At 69.0% G+C, this 16,682-nt stretch carries 14 protein-coding genes and 1 tRNA gene; 9 read left to right on the top strand and 6 right to left on the bottom strand.

Annotated features, from left to right (window positions below; all coding sequences use genetic code 11):
• The first annotated feature begins 99 nt into the window (after nt 1–99).
• Together N0B34_RS01340 and N0B34_RS01335 are read left to right on the top strand one after the other, a co-directional pair.
• Entirely contained in the window at nt 100–1,875 is a 1,776-nt protein-coding gene (locus N0B34_RS01340; RefSeq protein WP_263729396.1) for an MFS transporter, read from the top strand.
• An 86-nt stretch (nt 1,876–1,961) separates the two neighbouring features.
• A complete protein-coding gene (locus N0B34_RS01335) occupies nt 1,962–2,411 on the top strand; it encodes a MarR family winged helix-turn-helix transcriptional regulator (protein ID WP_263729395.1) in 450 nt (149 codons plus the stop codon).
• 92 nt (nt 2,412–2,503) lie between these two features.
• Here the strand turns inward: N0B34_RS01335 and N0B34_RS01330 are convergent, their stop codons facing one another.
• Both N0B34_RS01330 and N0B34_RS01325 read right to left on the bottom strand, forming a co-directional pair.
• On the bottom strand, nt 2,504–2,875 hold the full coding sequence (locus N0B34_RS01330) for a glyoxalase superfamily protein (protein ID WP_263729394.1): 372 nt from the start codon (nt 2,873–2,875) through the stop codon (nt 2,504–2,506).
• A gap of 150 nt (nt 2,876–3,025) precedes the next feature.
• The gene (locus tag N0B34_RS01325) at nt 3,026–3,379 is read right to left on the bottom strand and encodes an iron chaperone (RefSeq protein WP_263729393.1); all 354 of its coding nucleotides are present in this window, start codon (nt 3,377–3,379) and stop codon (nt 3,026–3,028) included.
• A 279-nt stretch (nt 3,380–3,658) separates the two neighbouring features.
• Between N0B34_RS01325 and N0B34_RS01320 the strand changes: the two genes are divergently transcribed.
• The 5 genes from N0B34_RS01320 to N0B34_RS01300 are packed head-to-tail and all read left to right on the top strand — an operon-like array spanning nt 3,659 to nt 8,859.
• Nucleotides 3,659–5,038: an ABC transporter substrate-binding protein gene (locus tag N0B34_RS01320; protein WP_263729392.1), complete on the top strand. Its 1,380-nt coding sequence runs from the start codon at nt 3,659–3,661 to the stop codon at nt 5,036–5,038.
• Nucleotides 5,038–5,937: a carbohydrate ABC transporter permease gene (locus N0B34_RS01315; RefSeq protein WP_263729391.1), complete on the top strand. Its 900-nt coding sequence runs from the start codon at nt 5,038–5,040 to the stop codon at nt 5,935–5,937. The genes N0B34_RS01320 and N0B34_RS01315 overlap by 1 nt, the downstream gene beginning before the upstream one ends.
• A 3-nt stretch (nt 5,938–5,940) precedes the next feature.
• Nucleotides 5,941–6,765: a carbohydrate ABC transporter permease gene (locus N0B34_RS01310; protein WP_263729390.1), complete on the top strand. Its 825-nt coding sequence runs from the start codon at nt 5,941–5,943 to the stop codon at nt 6,763–6,765.
• A gap of 19 nt (nt 6,766–6,784) precedes the next feature.
• Nucleotides 6,785–7,771: an alpha/beta hydrolase gene (locus N0B34_RS01305; protein WP_263729389.1), complete on the top strand. Its 987-nt coding sequence runs from the start codon at nt 6,785–6,787 to the stop codon at nt 7,769–7,771.
• Nucleotides 7,768–8,859 (top strand): helix-turn-helix domain-containing protein, encoded by a 1,092-nt coding sequence (locus tag N0B34_RS01300; RefSeq protein ID WP_263729388.1) that lies wholly within the window; start codon nt 7,768–7,770, stop codon nt 8,857–8,859. Before N0B34_RS01305 ends, N0B34_RS01300 begins: the two co-directional genes overlap by 4 nt.
• Before the next feature lie 76 nt (nt 8,860–8,935).
• Here N0B34_RS01300 and gtfA read toward each other — a convergent pair whose 3' ends face one another.
• On the bottom strand, nt 8,936–10,402 hold the full coding sequence (gtfA, locus tag N0B34_RS01295) for a sucrose phosphorylase (RefSeq protein ID WP_263729387.1): 1,467 nt from the start codon (nt 10,400–10,402) through the stop codon (nt 8,936–8,938).
• Nucleotides 10,399–11,709, bottom strand: a complete 1,311-nt coding sequence (locus N0B34_RS01290) for an MFS transporter (protein ID WP_263729386.1) — start codon at nt 11,707–11,709, stop codon at nt 10,399–10,401. The genes gtfA and N0B34_RS01290 overlap by 4 nt, the downstream gene beginning before the upstream one ends.
• Before the next feature lie 248 nt (nt 11,710–11,957).
• Here N0B34_RS01290 and N0B34_RS01285 point away from each other — a divergent pair, with 248 nt between their 5' ends.
• Both N0B34_RS01285 and N0B34_RS01280 read left to right on the top strand, forming a co-directional pair.
• Nucleotides 11,958–12,791, top strand: coding sequence for an alpha/beta hydrolase (locus tag N0B34_RS01285; RefSeq protein ID WP_263729385.1), 834 nt, complete (start codon nt 11,958–11,960; stop codon nt 12,789–12,791).
• A gap of 68 nt (nt 12,792–12,859) precedes the next feature.
• Nucleotides 12,860–14,335 carry an alpha/beta hydrolase family esterase gene (locus N0B34_RS01280; RefSeq protein ID WP_263729384.1) on the top strand — a complete coding sequence of 492 codons (1,476 nt, stop codon included), beginning with the start codon at nt 12,860–12,862 and terminating at the stop codon, nt 14,333–14,335.
• Between the two features lie 698 nt (nt 14,336–15,033).
• Here N0B34_RS01280 and N0B34_RS01275 read toward each other — a convergent pair.
• Together N0B34_RS01275 and N0B34_RS01270 are read right to left on the bottom strand one after the other, a co-directional pair.
• Nucleotides 15,034–16,089 carry a WD40 repeat domain-containing protein gene (locus tag N0B34_RS01275; protein WP_263729383.1) on the bottom strand — a complete coding sequence of 352 codons (1,056 nt, stop codon included), beginning with the start codon at nt 16,087–16,089 and terminating at the stop codon, nt 15,034–15,036.
• A 347-nt stretch (nt 16,090–16,436) separates the two neighbouring features.
• Nucleotides 16,437–16,510: transfer RNA gene (locus N0B34_RS01270), tRNA-Met, on the bottom strand.
• Nucleotides 16,511–16,682 lie beyond the last annotated feature (172 nt).

The raw sequence follows: 16,682 nt of genomic DNA, 5'->3' as shown, positions 1-16,682 counted from the left end.
TGGCCAGCGAAGGATCGTCCGGGCCGGGAACAGACGCGTCGACGAACTACTTACCATGTGTGAACTAGTCGTCGTCGTGCCCCGGAGGATCGCCCCCGTATGCGTCAGCCGTTCCTCGCCGCGGACCATCCCCGCTACAAGTGGGTGGCCCTGAGCAACACCACCCTCGGCACCCTGATGGCCACCATCAGCGGCTCCATCGTGCTCATCTCGCTGCCGGCCATCTTCAAGGGCATCGGCCTGGACCCCCTGCAGCCGGGCAACGTCAGCTACCTGCTGTGGATGCTGATGGGCTACCTGCTGCTCACCGCGGTGCTGGTGGTCAGCTTCGGCCGGCTCGGGGACATGTACGGGCGGGTACGCATCTACAACCTCGGCTTCGTCGTGTTCACCGTGGCGGCGATCGGGTGCTCGGTGGACCCCTTCACGGGTGGGCACGGCGCGCTGTGGCTCATCGTCTGGCGCCTCGTGCAGGCCGTCGGCGGCTCCATGCTCTTCGCCAACTCGTCCGCGATCCTCACCGACGCATTCCCGGCCAACCGCCGCGGGTTCGCCATGGGGGTGAACCAGGTCGCCGCCATCGCGGGCAGCTTCGTCGGCCTGGTGCTCGGTGGAGTCCTCGCGGTGGTGCACTGGCGTGCGGTGTTCCTGGTCTCGGTGCCGATCGGCCTGATCGGCACCGTGTGGGCGTACAAGTCGCTGCACGAGACGGGGGAGCGGAACCCCGGGCGCATCGACTGGACGGGGAACCTGACCTTCCTCGTCGGGCTCACCGCGATGCTCGCCGCGATCACCTACGGCATCCAGCCGTACGGCGGCCGCACCACCGGCTGGACCAACCCGTGGGTGCTGGCCGGACTGGTCGGCGGCGCGGTGGTGCTGGTGCTCTTCGTGCTGGTCGAGCTGCGGGTGCGGGCGCCCATGCTCGACCTGCGGCTGTTCCGCATCCGTCCGTTCAGCGCGGGGAACCTGGCGTCGCTGCTGGCCGCGATCGGCCGCGGTGGGCTGCAGTTCATGCTGATCATCTGGTTGCAGGGCATCTGGCTGCCCCTGCACGGGTTCCGGTACGAGGACACCCCGCTGTGGGCCGGCATCTACCTGCTGCCCATCACCGTCGGTTTCCTGGTGGCCGGTCCGGTGTCCGGCATCCTGTCCGACAAGTTCGGCGCTCGCGGCTTCGCCTCCGTGGGCCTGCTGGTCGTCGCCGCCACCTTCGTCGCGTACCTGATGCTCCCCGTGAACTTCACGTACTGGCAGTTCGCCCTGGTCTCGCTGGTCTCGGGCATCGGCTCGGGGATGTTCGGGGCACCGAACCGGACGGCGATCATGAACTCCGTCCCGGCGACCGAGCGGGGGTCTGCGTCCGGGGTGGCGTCGACCGTCCAGAACGCCGGCTCGTCCCTGTCGATCGGGGTGTTCTTCTCCCTGATGATCGTCGGGCTCGCCGGCTCGCTGCCGAGCGCGCTGCGCACCGGGCTGCTGGCGCACGGCGTCCCGGCCTCGGCCGCCGAGCAGATCGCCCAGCTGCCGCCCGTCGGGAGCTTGTTCGCGGCCTTCCTCGGCTACAACCCGATCCAGAGCCTGCTGGGGCCCACCGGGGTGCTCGACCGCCTGCCGGCCGCCGACCGCGCGGCCCTGACCGGGCAGCAGTTCTTCCCCAACCTCATCTCCGGGCCGTTCCACGACGGGCTCGTGGTCGTGTTCCTCGTCGCCGCCGTGATGTCGTTCATCGGGGCGCTGGCGTCCCTGATGCGTGGCAAGCGATTCGTGCACGACGAGCTGGTGCTGCCGGACGGTGTCGTCGAGCAGGCCGACGGCACGTCCGAGGACCGCGCCCAGGCGGCGGCTGCTGCGACCGTGCGGCGGGTGCCGTGAACGTCCGGACGACGGCTGCGCCGACAGCCGGTGCCTCTGACCGCCCGACGACGCCCGAGGTCGCGGACGTGGCCAGGGCGGACGGTGTGCCAGACGAACGTGCGGCGATCGCCGCCCGGTTGACGCCCGCGCTGCTGCGCATCGGCCGGCTGGTGCGGCCGGCGAGCGGCGAGCTGGCCGTCGGGCACTTCTCCACGCTGGCCACGCTGCACCGGCGTGGACCGCAGCGACCCAGCGACCTGGCGCGCATCGAGCGGTTCGCACCACCGGCCGTCGCCCGAGTGGTGGGGGCGCTCGAGGACCGTGGTCTGGTGGTGCGCCGACCGAGCCCGGACGACGCCCGGTCCAGCCTGGTGGAGATCACGGAGGCCGGGACCGCATTGCTCGCCAGCGCTCGCGCCGAGCAGGCGGAGGCCGTGGCGCGCCTGCTCGCGGTGCTGGACGCCGACGAGCTCGAGACGCTGTCGGGTGCTCTCGGCGTCCTGGAGCGGGTCGCCTCCGAGGCGGGCGCGGGTCAGGCTGCGGCGGGACGCTAGCTCGGTCCCCCGCGTCTAGCGGAGCGGGGCGGCGCAGGCGGCGCCCTCCGCCGGACGGCCCTGCGGCGGATTCGCCGAGCTGGCGACCGCGATCACGCCCAGTGTGGCAGCTGCTGGATGGCCCAGGCGTTGCCGTCGGGGTCGCTGAAGTAGACGAAGCGACCCCAGGGGAGGTCCTCGACCGCGCTGACGGGCACGCCGCGCGCCGACAGCTCGTCGTGCGCTGCATCGGCGTCGGCCACGACGATCTGGAGCCCGTGCACCGACCCCGGCGGCGTGTCGACGAGGCCTTCACCGAAGGCGATCGAGCAGGCCGACCCGGGCGGGGTCAGCTGGACGAACCGCAGCTGGTCGTTCACGCGCTGGTCGTGGTCGACAACGAAGCCGACCTTGTCGGCGTAGAACTCCTTGGCGCGGTCCACGTCGGACACGGGCAGGACGATGAGCTCGATCTTGTAGTCCATGTCGCGATGCTAGAGACGCCCACCGACACGGCACGAGGCTCCCGCGCAGGACCGCCGCGCGGTGTCACCGGGGCTGCACGCCCAGGCGGCGCGGGCCCGCAGGGGGCGGGGGAGACCGGCCACGACGTCGGTCTCGGGGCGGCCCGTCGTCTAGCGCGCTCGCGCGTCGATCTCCGCTCGTCGCGCTTGCACGATGCGTCGGACGACGTCCTCGGGCAGCGGGTGCTGCGCGGAGTAGTGGATGCTCCCGCTGGTGGTGTCGAAGCCGCTCAGAGCGTCGCGGACCGACGCGACGACCGCGCCGCTGTAGGGGTAGAGCGAGAGGAACTTCTTGGTGCGGACCGTGGCGATGAGGCCCTTGTCGCGGTAGAGGAGCGCGGGCATGGCGTAGCTGACGCCCTCGCGGGCCTCGGGCACCACCTCTCGGGCGATGGCGATGACGCGCTCGAGCGCGTCGTGATCGGCCCCGTCCACCGTGCTGAGATACGCGTCGACCTCACCCACGGGGCGACGCTACGCCAGCGGCTCTGGGTGTGGTGACGCTCTCCTGCGGCTCGCCGATGAAGGTGACATCGCCGCTGAGTCGACCGCGAGGCGGGCCACGGCGTCCGGTTTGGCACAGCCAAGACTGCTGTGCACCGCGGAACCCGAGGGTGGGAAGGCCAACACCGCCACACGGCGGACGTCGGGTGCGCGAGTGCGGATGAGTTGCGGCTCTGGGGTCCGCACGCCCCGAGGGGAGAATCTCGGGTCAGCGTCAAGGTCGACGTCAAGGAGAACGAGATGAGCCGCACGAACGGCCCGGCAGCGCGCCGGTCCGGCCCACGACGACGTCACTCCCTGGTTCTGGGTGCCGGTGTGATCGCAGCCCTTGCTCTCACGGCATGCGCTCCGCCCGGAGCGGCCAGCACCAGCGCGAGCGCGAGCACCGCGGCCGCGGCGGTGTCGACCGCCCTTCCCTCGGAACCGGTCAAGATCCAGATCATGACCAGCACGGAGTCGGGTGATGCCGTCAAGCAGCTCGGCGAGGAGTTCACGCGGCAGCACCCGAACGTGACGTTCGACATCGTCGCGGACGCGAACCAGAACCTGAACGCCAACATGTCGCGGATCCTCACCCGCGCCGACCCGCCCGGCCTGGTCTTCTCGCCGGGCGTGGCGCAGAGCGCCAAGGACGGGCTCCTCGCGAACCTCGATCCCTACGCGAAGGCCTATCACTGGGACACGTGGTCCCAACGCCTGCTGAGCATGGCGAGGCTGAGCCCCGACGGCAAGAGCGGCGACGGTTCCCTCTACGCCGTCGGGATCGGGTACAACGTGACCGGCATCTTCTACAACAAGAAGGTGGCCGCGCAGCTCGGGATCACGGATCCCCCGGCCACCCTCGACGAGTTCGAAGCCGACGCGCTCAAGGCGGCGAAGGCCGGTCTCATGGGTATCTCGCTCGCAGCCAAGGACGCCGGAACACCTTTCCTCCTGCAGGAGCTGCAGAACTCCTACGGTGACGCGCCGGCCATCAACGACTGGATCTACGAGCGCCCAGGCGCCACTTTCGACCAGCCGGGGATGCTCAAGGCGGCCACGAAGCTCCAGGAATGGACCCACAACGGCATCATCTCCAAGGACGCCGTGTCCGTGGACTACCCCACGATGATGGGTGATTTCCAGGCCGGTAAGGCGCTCTTCGTCCCGACGGGCGACTGGGAGGCGCAACGCCTGGTCAAGGCCATGGGCAATGACGTCGGCTTCTTCCTGATGCCTCCGGTGAAGGCCGGCGACAGGCAGTTCGCGATGGCATCTCCCACCAACTACGCCATCCCGGCGGGGGCCGCCCACAAGGACGTCGTGGCCTACTTCCTCAACTGGGTGCAGAGCGACAAGACGGCTCGCAAGATGATCGTCGACGTCATCGGCTGCTCTCCGGGCGGCCCGGTCGACCTGCCAGTTCCGCAGACCGACGTCCCCCTGGTCCAGCAGACCACCAAGGCGTTCCAGACGATCCTCAGCAGCGACGGTGCGGTGGACTTCATCGCCAACTCCGCGCCGGCGTTCACGCTCTCCACGCTCAACCCGGAGCTCCAGGCGCTCGTGCTGGGCACCGACACACCGCAGAAGTTCATCGACAACGTCCAGGCCGGTTACAAGAAGGAGCTGGCGGGCTGATGCGCGGCCGGGGAGGAGTGTTCGGCACGCCGAGGCGCCGCCGGCAGGCGCTCGTCGCACTGGTGTTCATCGCACCGGCGCTCGGGCTGTACGGCTGGTTGGTGCTGGGTTCTTTCGGACGGGCGTTCCAGTACTCGCTGTACAACTGGAACGGCGTCGGGGTGGCGACCTTCGTCGGCATCAAGAACTACGTGGACGTGTTCTCCTCCCCGGCTCGGCTCACGGCCTTGCTGCACTCGTTCGAGCTGATGGTCTTCTTCACCGGCGTCACCCTGGTGCTCGGTCTTGCTGCGGCCGTGCTGACCCGTGGCGCCTCCCGGCGGCGTGGGTCCGGGCTCGCCCGGACCCTGCTCTTCATGCCGCAGGTCATCCCGATCGTTGCGGCGGCCATCGGCTGGAGCTGGATCTACTCGCGCGAGGGGCTGGTCAACCAGGTCCTCTCCGCGATCGGCCTGCACCGTGTCACGCGCCCGTGGCTCGCAGATCCGGTCACGGCGTTGCCGGGGGTGGGTTTCGTCGGGACCTGGGCGCTGCTCGGCCTGGTGACGATGATGCTCACCGCCGGCATCAGCAAGATCGACCAGTCGATCTACGAGGCGGCACGCATCGACGGCGCCAACGCCCTCCAGGAGTTCTTCGCGGTGACGCTCCCCGGGATCCGGCGCGAGCTCGTCGTCTGCGCGACCCTGACGGTCATCGCGGCCCTCGCCAGCTTCGACATCGTCTTCATGACGACGCAGGGTGGTCCGAACCGGGCCACGATGGTCCCTGGCGTGGACATCTACCTGTTGGCGTTCGGACAGCAGAAGATCGGCGCCGCGGCGGCCATGGGGATCGTCCTCATGTGCGTGGTCCTGCTCGTCATCATTCCCCTGCAGCGACTCGCCGCGAAGGACTGAGCCATGCGAATCTCCCGTACCGAGAACCTGGCGGGCGGCGTCGTTCTCCTGGCGCTGGTCGTCTTCACCGTGATGCCGTTCGTCTCGCTGTTCTCCGTCGCGCTCGCGCCGGCGAACACGCTGCCTTCCGGGATCTCCTTCGCCGGCCACCTGCACTGGGAGAACTTCGCGACGGCGTTCCAGCTCGCACACTTCCCGACGCTGATGGTCTCGAGTGCCACCTTGGTCGCCGTCGTCGTCCCTCTGGTGCTGCTGTGCTCGACGATGGCCGCCTACTCGCTGACCTGGCTGCGGGTCCCGGCCGGTGGTGTGCTGTTCGTCGTCTTCCTCGCCGGGCTGACCATCCCCACCGAGAGCCTCATCACCCCCCTGTACCTGACGATGAGTCAGCTGCACCTCACCAACACCGTGTGGAGCGTCGCGCTACCCCTGACCGCGTTCCAGATGCCTTTCGGCGTCTTCTGGATGCGCTCGCACTTTCTCGGGATGCCGGCCGAGATCGAGGAGGCGGCACAGGTGGACGGTGCGGGGCCGGTCCGCACCTTCCTGCAGATCCAGGTCCCGCTTGCGCGCGCGGCCATCTCCACGATGGTGATCCTCAGCTTCCTGTGGACCTGGAACCACTTCATCCTGACGCTGGTGATGATCGACGACCCGGCCAAGCGCACCGTCGGTGGCGCTCTGGCGGGCTTCCAGGGTGCTCATGCCACCGACGTGGTGATGCTCTGCGCGGCGGCCCTTCTCATGATGATCCCGACCCTGCTGGTCTTCGCCGTCTTCCAGCGCCAGTTCCGCGCGGCGCTTCTCCAGGGTTCCGTCAAGGCCTGACGGCGGGGAGGGACATCTCATGACGCCCGACGTGCCGCTCAGGCCGCCCTACGACCCCGAGCTGGCGAGCTCGCTGATGGCCGCCGGCCCTGTCTACGTCCTGAACTTCGAGAGCGAGGCGCTCGTCTCCTTGCAGGAGGAGCTGCGGGCGCACTCCGACGCCGCCCGGGCCGAGCTCGAGGCGCAGGGTCTGGTCGTCGCCGACCTGGCTGCGCCCGGTGCTGACGGCCATCTCGTTCCGCTGCACCACGTGTTCTCGCCGAGCTCCGGCGCGCCTCGCCCGTGCATCGTGTACGTCCACGGCGGCGGCATGGTGCTCGGCACCCCATGGGACTCGGCCTCCGACTTCGTCCGGTGGATCGACGACTTCGGGGTGAGCGTCGTGACCGTCGACTACCGCCTTGCCCCGCAGGTGAAGGCGCCCGTCCCCGTCGAGGACTGCTTCGCGGCCCTGGCGTACGTGCACGAGAACGCGGCGGCGCTGGGTGTGGACCGGGAATCGCTCGTCGTGGCGGGGATGAGCGCCGGTGGCGGGCTCGCGGCCGCAACGGCGCTGCTCGCCCGGGATCGTCGCGGTCCGCAGTTGCGTGGCCAGCTGCTGCTGGCACCCATGCTCGACCCGGACGCCGATGGCGACTCGGCGCGGCAGGTGCCGGACAGTCCGTGGAACCGGGACGAGAACACGACGGCCTGGCGTCTTCTCCTGGACGGCGTCGACCCTCGCGAGGCTTCGGTCAACGCGCCGGCGCGGGCGCAGTCGCTCGCAGGGCTGCCGCCGGCCCTTCTGGAGGTGGGTTCCGCCGAGATCTTCCGCTCGGAGGTCATCGACTACGCTTCCAGGATCTGGCGGGTCGGGGGAGAGGCCGAGCTGCACGTGTGGAGCGGCGGCTTCCACGGGTTCGGCTCGTATCCCCACGCGGCCGTGACGCAAGCCGCGCTCGAGGCCCGTCGCAACTGGCTCGGCCGGCTGTTCGGGTACGGACCGCGGGAGGCGCGGAGTCGATGAGAGACCTGCTCGCGCGGTTGGCGCTGCACGACGAGGACGCCTCCGCCGCGCTGCGGGTCTACGACTACTTCGACGCGCTCGATGCCGGCGCGGCCGGCCCGGAGGCCTATCTCCGAGGCGCGGCCGGGCTCAGCTCGTGCGGGGCCGGCATGCGTCTGCCCGAACGCCATCTGACGCTCCGTGTCGGGTCCGGGGGACAGCGGCTCCCGTCGGGCGACGACTTCCAACCGGCGGAAGCCTGGCCGCAGACGGCGATCGGCGGCGAGGGCCAGGACCGCGTCTGGGTGGAGACGGACCAACCGAGCATGCTCCACGAGCTGATCCTCGAGCGAGTGGTGCAAGGGGTCCGGCGGTGGATGAACCGCATCGAGACGCTCGTGCCAGACCCGGCGCAGGCGTGGACCGCGCTGCTGAACGACCCCGTGCCGCCGGAGCGGCGCCACCAGCTGCTCGCAGCCCTGAAGCTGGACGGCAGCCGCACCTACCAGGTCGTCGCCCACCTGCCGGCCACGCCATCCGGAGGGCTGCACGCGTACACGAACCTGTGCGGGGTGGCCGTCGGCGCCACCATCCGGCGCGCTCCGTACGACACGGAGGTCAACAGCGGCGGGAACGCGCGGATCGGCGTGGGGCCGGAGGTCGACGTCGCGGGGCTGCTGACGTCGTGGGAGCGGGCCGCCATCGTGCTGCGGATCGCTCGACCGGGCGAGGTCACGCGGTGGGACCGGCTAGGCGTTCTGGGCCCGATGTTCCTGCACGTCAGCACCGAGGAGCTGCTCGCGGATCCCGTGGTGACCGCGATCAACTCCGACACCATGCCGTGGTTGGACCAGACGGTCACCGCGGTGACGCAGACCGGGTCCGTGCGTGGAGCCGCCGACCTGCTGCAGCTCCATCACTCGACCGTGCAGAAGCGGCTCGACAGGCTGCAGCAGGAGTTCAACCTCAACCTGGCGAACCAGCGCCACGTGTACCACCTCTGGCTGGCGTTGGCTGCGTCCCGGTACGCCACCTTCGGGACCCCCGCGAACCTCGAGCGCGAGGTGCGGCTCACCCCCCGGCCTCCGGAGAGCGGTCGGCGATCGTGAGCTGACGGCCCGGGCGTCATCGGGTCGCACCCGTCTGAGGCCAGGGCCCCGACGGCGATCGATGACGTGCGGTGCGCTACGAGGAGAACACGACGGTCGTCGGTTCGGAGCCGCGACGAGTGCAGATGCGGAACGACGTCGTCGTGAGATCGGCGCGCAGGGACGCCTCGCTGGTGTCGTCCGTCCACGTCAGCACCAGCACACCGTCCCGTTCTTCGTCGATGGTCAGCGACCCATCGAAGGCGGGGAACTCGTTGCGGAACCGCAGCACCTCGAGGAACTGCTGGACGGACGGCCTCTGCACGCGGGCGGCGATCTCGTCCATGGTGAAGTTGTGGCGGTTGGCCGCTCGAAGGTCGCCCACCTCCTCCAGCATCGCCAGATCGTTCGCACCGAAGAGCGCACCGACGTAGTACACCTGGGGGATCCCAGGTGCGAAGAGCTGGAGCACGCGTGCGAGAAGGAATGCTCGGTCGTCTTCGCCCAGGGCGGAGTAGAACGACGTCATGAGCTGATAGCGCTGGGTTCCCTGCCGTCCCTTGGTGATGGTGGACGGCGGACGAGGTGAACGGCTCCGCAGCTCCTCGGTGTTCGCTTCGACGCGATCGACCACGAGGTCGATCTCCTCGTCGTCGAGCAGGCCCACCACGTCGACGACGCCGATGCCGTCATGCGTGTCGAGCGTGGTGAACTGTTTGCGAGGACAGATCTCCAGCCAGTGCCGGAGCCGGTCGGACCGACCGGTGAACAGCGCGTGCAGGGTCAGCATCGGCAGGGCGAAGTCGTACACCCAATGGCCGTGGTCGGCCATCTTCAGCTGGATCTGGTAGTTCTCGTGGATCTCGGGCACCATCTGCGTGCCGCGCGCTCGCAGCGGTCGCATGCCGATCTCCAGGATCTCCCAGACCTCCGGCTCCACGAAGAAGCAGCTGGTTCCCGGGCGCTTCGAGGCGTACGCGAACGCGTCGAAACGAACCACCGCGACCCGTTCGGCGAGGATCGCGAGGTTGCGCTCGAAGTAGGCCTGGGTGACCGGCTGCCAGGGGTCGATGTCGACCTGCTCGGCGAAGAACGTGTTCCAGAGCCTGACCACCGTGCCGTCCCGGCGCGTGACCTCGAGCACCGGCCCCCCGGGCTTGCGACGGTAGAGCGCGGCCATCTCGGCAGGCGTCGGTTCACCGCCCGGCCAGAACTCGTCCCAGTGGATGAACATGTCGCGGTACGGAGACTCGTCGCCCCGCTCCAGGTAGTCGAGGAACTCGCGGGACCGGATCGAGGCGTGGTTGATCATGAAGTCGGCCATGAGGAAGTGGTCCTGGCCGAGCTCCTCGATGTCCGACCAGGTGCCGAATGCCGGGTCCACCACGTCGTACTCGATCACCGCGAAACCGCGATCGCCCGAGGAGGGGAAGAAGGGCAGGACGTGGATCCCGCCGAAGGCGCCGGCGAGATGCGTGCGCAGCGCCCGGGCCAAGCCGCGGAGGTCGCCGCCCAGGCTGTCCGGGTAGGTGATGAGCATGGCTTGGTTCGCGACGGGCCTCATGACGGGATTCCTTCCGTGTCGTCAGCGACCTGGACCGGTCCGGGCAACGCACGCGCCGGCTGCTGTCCTGGCGGGTCTTGCACGCCCAGACCTGCCACCTCCGCACCGGCACTCCGCTTCGGCCCCCACCCACGAAGGTTGCGGCCGAAGAGGAGGAAGACCAGGAGGCCGAGCGCGATCGGGACGGTGAGCGTGAGGTACATCGTCGAGTACGCCTGCGCGAGCGGGGTTCCGGCGTCGACGCGGGCGGTGACGATGGAGCCCGCCACGATCGGCATGACGAGGTAGGCGAGGTCGACGCCGATGTAGTTCGTGTTGCTGGCCACCCCCCGCCTCCCGGGTTCGACGGACATCAGGCAGAGCGTCTGGATGGCGGGCTGGCAGATCCCGTACCCGAAGGCCGAGACCGCCCCGGCGACGAGGAAGCCCGCCAGTGTCCTCGCGTGGGCGATCACCACGAAGGAGAGCGCGAACGCCGCCATCCCCGGGATCACCACCACCCGGAGGCCGTGGGTGTCGCCGACCCGGCCGGCCAAGGGCCGAGAGATCACGATGAACAGGGCGTAGACGGTGAAGAAGAGGCCGATGCCCGTGACGTGGCGCGACTCGCCGTACAGCACGATGAAGGAGTTCACGCCGGAGAACGCCCCACCCAGAAGCATGACCACTGCAGCGGGGATGAGCGCCTCCAGGGCGATGAACGACCGCCACGTGAAGCCTCGACCGACCGTGGGCTCGGGCCGGCGCGAGGGGAAGCGCCAGGCAAGGGCAGCGGCGAGCGCGAGGAGGGCGGCGCCGCACAGGAAGGCTGGACGGTACCCGAGCGAGGCGGCGAGCCACAGACCGACCGACGGCCCCAGGGCGGTTGCCACGGCCTGACCGAGGGAGAAGACACCGATGCCTTGCGCCATGCGTTCCGGCGGCAGCGCATCGCTCGCCATCGCCAGCGTGACCGGGGCGAGGAATCCCATCGCGGCCCCGTGCAGCAACCTCGCGGCGATGAGCACGGCGAGGCTGGTCGACGCGCCGTAGGCGACGAAGGCGAGGGCGATCAAGGAGACCGTCGCGGTCAGAAGAAGGTTGTGCCGGACCTTCAGGGTGGCCCATCCGACGGCGGGCCGTACCGCGAGCGAGGTGACGGCGAACACGCCGGCGACGACTCCCACGACGAGCGCCGTCGCCCCCAGTGATTCGGCCAGCTTCGGGACCATCGCGAGCGTCATGAACTGAGCGAAGTTGATGACGAAGTTGATCCCGAAGAGAGTGCTGAACTGTGACGTCCAGATCGGCGCCCGTCGCCGTTCCATGGAGCCCCCCGGGCGTCGACGTGTCCGCAGCGCAGGGACGCACCACGGTGATTTCCGTCCATCGTGGCGTCGGGGGTCGCGGGTCCTGACCCGCCTCGGTGGCGCAATCCTCAGGCGTCGGGCCGCCAGACGGCGGCTGCGGCATGCGACTCTGGCGGGACAGGGTGGGCGCAGCTGGACGCCGCCGCCCGGGCGTGACCTGGCGGTCGGCACTCCAGCTCAGCGATGACGATGCCGAGGAGAGATCGATGGCCCTGCTGACCATGAACGCCGAGAGCCGGTTCCTGCGGACCAACCAGGCGTTCAGCATGATCCTGCCGGACATGCCCCGGGCGCTGGAGCCTGCCGAGTTCTACCGGGAACGTCAGGACCTCCCGGTGGTGTGGCTCCTGCACGGCACCTACGGGGACCACACCGACTGGGTCCGCAAGACGAACGTCGAGCGGTACGCGGCCCGCAAGGGCGTCGCCGTCGTCATGCCGAGCGGGCTCAACAGCAACTACTCCAACTGGAGCCGGTGCATGTTGGGCTACGACATGTACGACTACGTGCTCCGTGAGCTCATGCCGATGGTGCACGAGTGGTTCCCGGTCTCCGCTCGCCGGGAGGACAACTTCATCGCCGGGCTCTCCATGGGTGGGCGTGGTGCGATCAAGCTCGCGGTCAACGCCCCGGAGCGGTTCGGGGCCGCGGCCATCCTCTCCGCATCCCCGCGGGACTTCGCCACGCTCACGCCCGAGTACCTCGCGGCCGACAACCCCGTGTCCGCCCGCTTCGCAGGCATGGTCGAGAACGCCGGAGGGATGTCCGCGTTCCTCGCGTCCGAGGAGAACGTGTGGCGCATCATCGACGAGCGCGCCGCGTCCGGAACCCTTCCTCGGTTGCTCTTCGCGAGCGGTGCGGACGACGACTACGTCATGAACGACCTGCGCCCCTTCCGCGAGCACGCGGCGACGCTGGGGCTCGACGCCACGTTCTTCATCGGCGAGGGCTACACGCACGAGTGGGACTTCTGGGATCTCGCGATCCGCGAGGCCTTCGAGTTCTTCGGCCTGCCCGACGTCGAGTTCGACGCCGTCTGAGGCGACGCTCCGCGCCCCTCCGTCGACCGCCGGACCCTCCGCCGCACACAGTCCAGAAGGAGCGAACCATGCCAGGAGCCGCCGTCCTGCGGCCGGGCGTCCCTGACGACGACAACCGTGACTACCTCCCGGAGTCGCTCAAGGACTCCGAGATCGTGGTGAACGAGAACGGCAACAACTCGCAGCCGTACCCAGCGCTGCTGCGCGAGCACCAGGGGGTCGTCGCCGACGGGATCACCGACGTCTGGTACACCTACGTCCCGCCGAGCTACGACCCCACCCGCCCCACGCCGCTGGTGATCGCCCTGCACGGAGGGCTGATGACGGGGTGGGGCCAGGCGGTCTACACGTCCTGGGTGAACGTCGCGGACCGTGAGGGTTTCATCGTGCTGTTCCCCACGGCCAGCTCACGCCGACTGTGGACGGTCGAGCTCTCCGCGGCCAGCCTGCCCGCCGCGACCACCCCGAACAGCAACGGGCTCTACCTGAACGAACCTGCGGCCAGTCCGGACGTGAACCACGACATCCGCCTGCTGCTCGGCCTGATCGACAGGCTCGCCGCCGAGTACGAGATCGACCGGAGCAGGGTCTTCATGCAGGGTATGTCTCTCGGCGACTCCATGACTGCCTACTTCGCCCGCAACCTCGGACACGTCCTCGCCGGCGCAGCCGGATCGGGCGGCTCCACCGACCCGGCGCTGCTCTTCGACGAGCAGGGGAGCGTCGTCAACCGCGGCGGACCTCTGGCGATCTGGCAGTCGCGGCTCGACCTCGACAACGGCCCGTCGCTCTTCTCGGACGATGCTGCCGAGGTCAACCGGCTGAACCGTGAGTACTGGTTGCGCGTCAACGGCGTGACGGAGCCACCGGCGATCGCCGTGCGCGGAGTCGACAGCTTCGCGTTCTATCGCGGAGCGCACGCCGATGTCGTCTTTCGCGACGTCCACGGGCGCGACCACGGTCAGACGTTCGACGATGCGGAGCTGGTCTGGGACTACCTGTTCTCCGGGATCCGACGGTCGGCGGACGGGTCGATCGAGAGCGTCGGACCGGCTCTCGCGCCCGTCGGCGATCCGTTCGCGATAGCGGTAGCAGACGGCCGGACGCTCGCCTGGGTGTCGGGCGAGCGAGTCGCGATGCCGGTACAGGCATTCACCTGGGAGGCTGCCAAGTACCACGGCATGGGTGGCGAGCGAGACGTGCGTGGCACCTATCTCTTCGTCCCGCTGTCCTTCTTGGCGACTCTGTTCAGAGCCGACCTCCAGGTGGGCGACAACGGCGCGAGCGCCGTCCTCACCCTTCCGGACGGGCGCACGCTGCAGTTTGCGCGCGGGGTCATCGGTTGCGTCCTCGACGGTCGCGTGACGGCGATGCCCGCCGAGGCCGTCATCCGTGAGGGCGAGCTGTGCGTCGCGCTGGAGTGGTTCGCCTTGAACGTCATGAGCCTGTGGTCGTCGACTCATTCCGGAGTGACCTACGTGACGGACCACTACGCCCAGCTCGGAGGGAACATGGCTCGTCTCATCAGCGACCTGCTCGCGTAGTGTCTCTCGTCGCGCCCCGGACGCAGGCGCGCTCATCGCGCCGACCGTCCACCGAGGTTCGTCCGCTTGCCTCGGCGCGCTCGTTGACATCATGACGACATCGACGAGAGAGGCCCTTCCGCTCGTCTGAGCGAGCGGGTTTCTGACCTGCACATCTGTAGCGCGGCGAGTAGGCCAAGGGCCTGTCGCCGCGGTCGATTGGCAAGTACCGCGTGATGCTGTATTCGATCTTCGTCCGGGCTGTACGCGACCGACTGATCGCGTCCAATCCCTGCGAGGCCACCGAGCTGCCGAGGGTCGTGGCCAAGTCGACCCCGACGTTGACCCCCTAAGAGTTCGCCTCCCGGCCGGAGCAGGTCCCAGCCCGGTTCAAGGCATTGGTGATGACGCATATCGAGACGGGGCTGCGGTAGGGCGAGTTGGCGGCGCTGCGCCCAGGGCACATCGACTTGCTGTGGTGGACGATCCGGGTAGAGGAGACCATCGTCGAGGTGTCCGCTGCTGGCCGGCGGGGGCGGACCTCAAGTCCGTCGCGGCCCGTATGGGCCATTCCCAGATCCCGACCACCCAGAAGTACCTGCATACCCTCGACGACGCCGACGACAAGGCGCTCAACGCCTTCCAGGTCATGCGGAACCGGCGCTTCAGCTGATTGCGGGAGTGACGATGGCGTGACGAGGGCAGCGGCGAGGTTCCTGCTATGGCCGGAGACGCCCCGTACGGGAGAGCCACTCGCTCAACGCGTGTCGCGCAAAGATCGGCATCGGATCCGGCCCTGCGGTCCAGCGCAGGAGAGGCTCTACGGTGCCTGTCCCGAGGTGCAGAGCGGATGCCGTCAGAGTGCCTCCACGACGGCTTCCGATCAGGAGTCGGTCATTCGTCAGGAAGCCGTAGGGCCGCGGCCCGGGCCCAGTCTCGGGCCGTGGTCGCGGAACGGCGGCGAGCGGTTCGACGCGCCCTGAGGAGACGTGGAGGACGTGAGCGATGTCGTTCCGAGCGGACGCCAGCAGCAGGAGGTTCCCATCCGGGGACCACGACATCGATCCCATCAAGATCATGTCGTGATGCTTCATCTGCACGCCTGAAGACAGGTCGAGGATCTGGACGGATGGCCACACGTCGTCGAGGTCGTGCGCGGCAAGCGCCAGCCGTTGACCGTCCGGTGACCACTGCAGCGGCAGGTCGTCGGTCCGAGAAGCGAGGGTCGTGTTCTCGAGTTCAAAGACGGGCTGAGGTCGCGCGTCCCCCTGGGCCAGACTCAGTAGCGTCGTGGGAGCCCATCCACGGGCGTCCTGCGTCGTCCGCCGAACCGACTCCGCGATGGCGGTGCTCGAGCCATCGGGGCCCGGGGCAGGCACCAGAGCCGCAGGACCACCTAGCTCGCGGGCGTACCCGAGACGCGACTCAGCTCCGCTCACGAGGTCGATCCGCCGTAGTGAGGCACCCTCGAGTGCTGCCGTCGGCTTCAGTACGGCACCGGAGTCGGTCCGAAGGGACTCGGCGAGCACGAGCCTCCCCGCAGGATCCAGCACCCCGCCGTACGACACAGGCATGAGCCCGGCCGGCGCCTGCAGCGGCTGCAGGAACAGCTGCTCTTCGCGCCAGCTCAGGAGATGGTCCACCTGGATGGAGAACGGCCGGTCCGTCGGGTCGTAGAACAGCCGCACGAGTGCCAGGCCCAGCTGCTCCACAGGTCGCAGCGGTTCCACGCTGACGTGCACGGCAGCCGGCAATGGGCGGTCCCTCGAAGGCATACCGAGACGCTAGGGCCTCGCGAGCAGGTCCACCCGAATGCGGGCCCACAAGCGGCTGACTCGTTGTTGCTTGCCCACATTCGTCGAAATGACTTCATCGAATCGATCGTGAGGGCGAGGTGTCCAGCACTTCGCCACGCTGGGCCTCGTACCGAACGCGGTGGCGATTCCGACAAAGAACCATCGGGAGGTGACGGTCGCGGTTCGATGCGAGGCGGCAAGCCCCATGCGCATCAGGGTGCCCCGCACCGCCCGCGCGGGGAGTATGCGTACATGGTGCGTACGTGAACGTCAGAGGCCCTCTCGCTCATCTGAGCGAGAGGGCCTCTGACCTGCAACTTCACTTGTAGCGGGGGCAGGATTTGAACCTGCGACCTCTGGGTTATGAGCCCAGCGAGCTACCGAGCTGCTCCACCCCGCGTCGGCTGGACAACCTTACGTCACCGCCAGAGGACGGCCAAATCCAGCCCCAGCATGACCGTCGCTGCGAGCGGTCCTCGGGCCGCCCCGGACGCGCGACGGACACCCGCCGTCACCACGGCCGCGAGCCAGTACGCTCGCGCGCGGCGTAGCCACGGCGGCGGACCGGTCCG

Source organism: Cellulomonas sp. SG140 (genome assembly GCF_025770785.1).
GTDB lineage: Bacteria > Actinomycetota > Actinomycetes > Actinomycetales > Cellulomonadaceae > Cellulomonas.
This window is presented reverse-complemented; position numbering and strand designations above follow the sequence as displayed.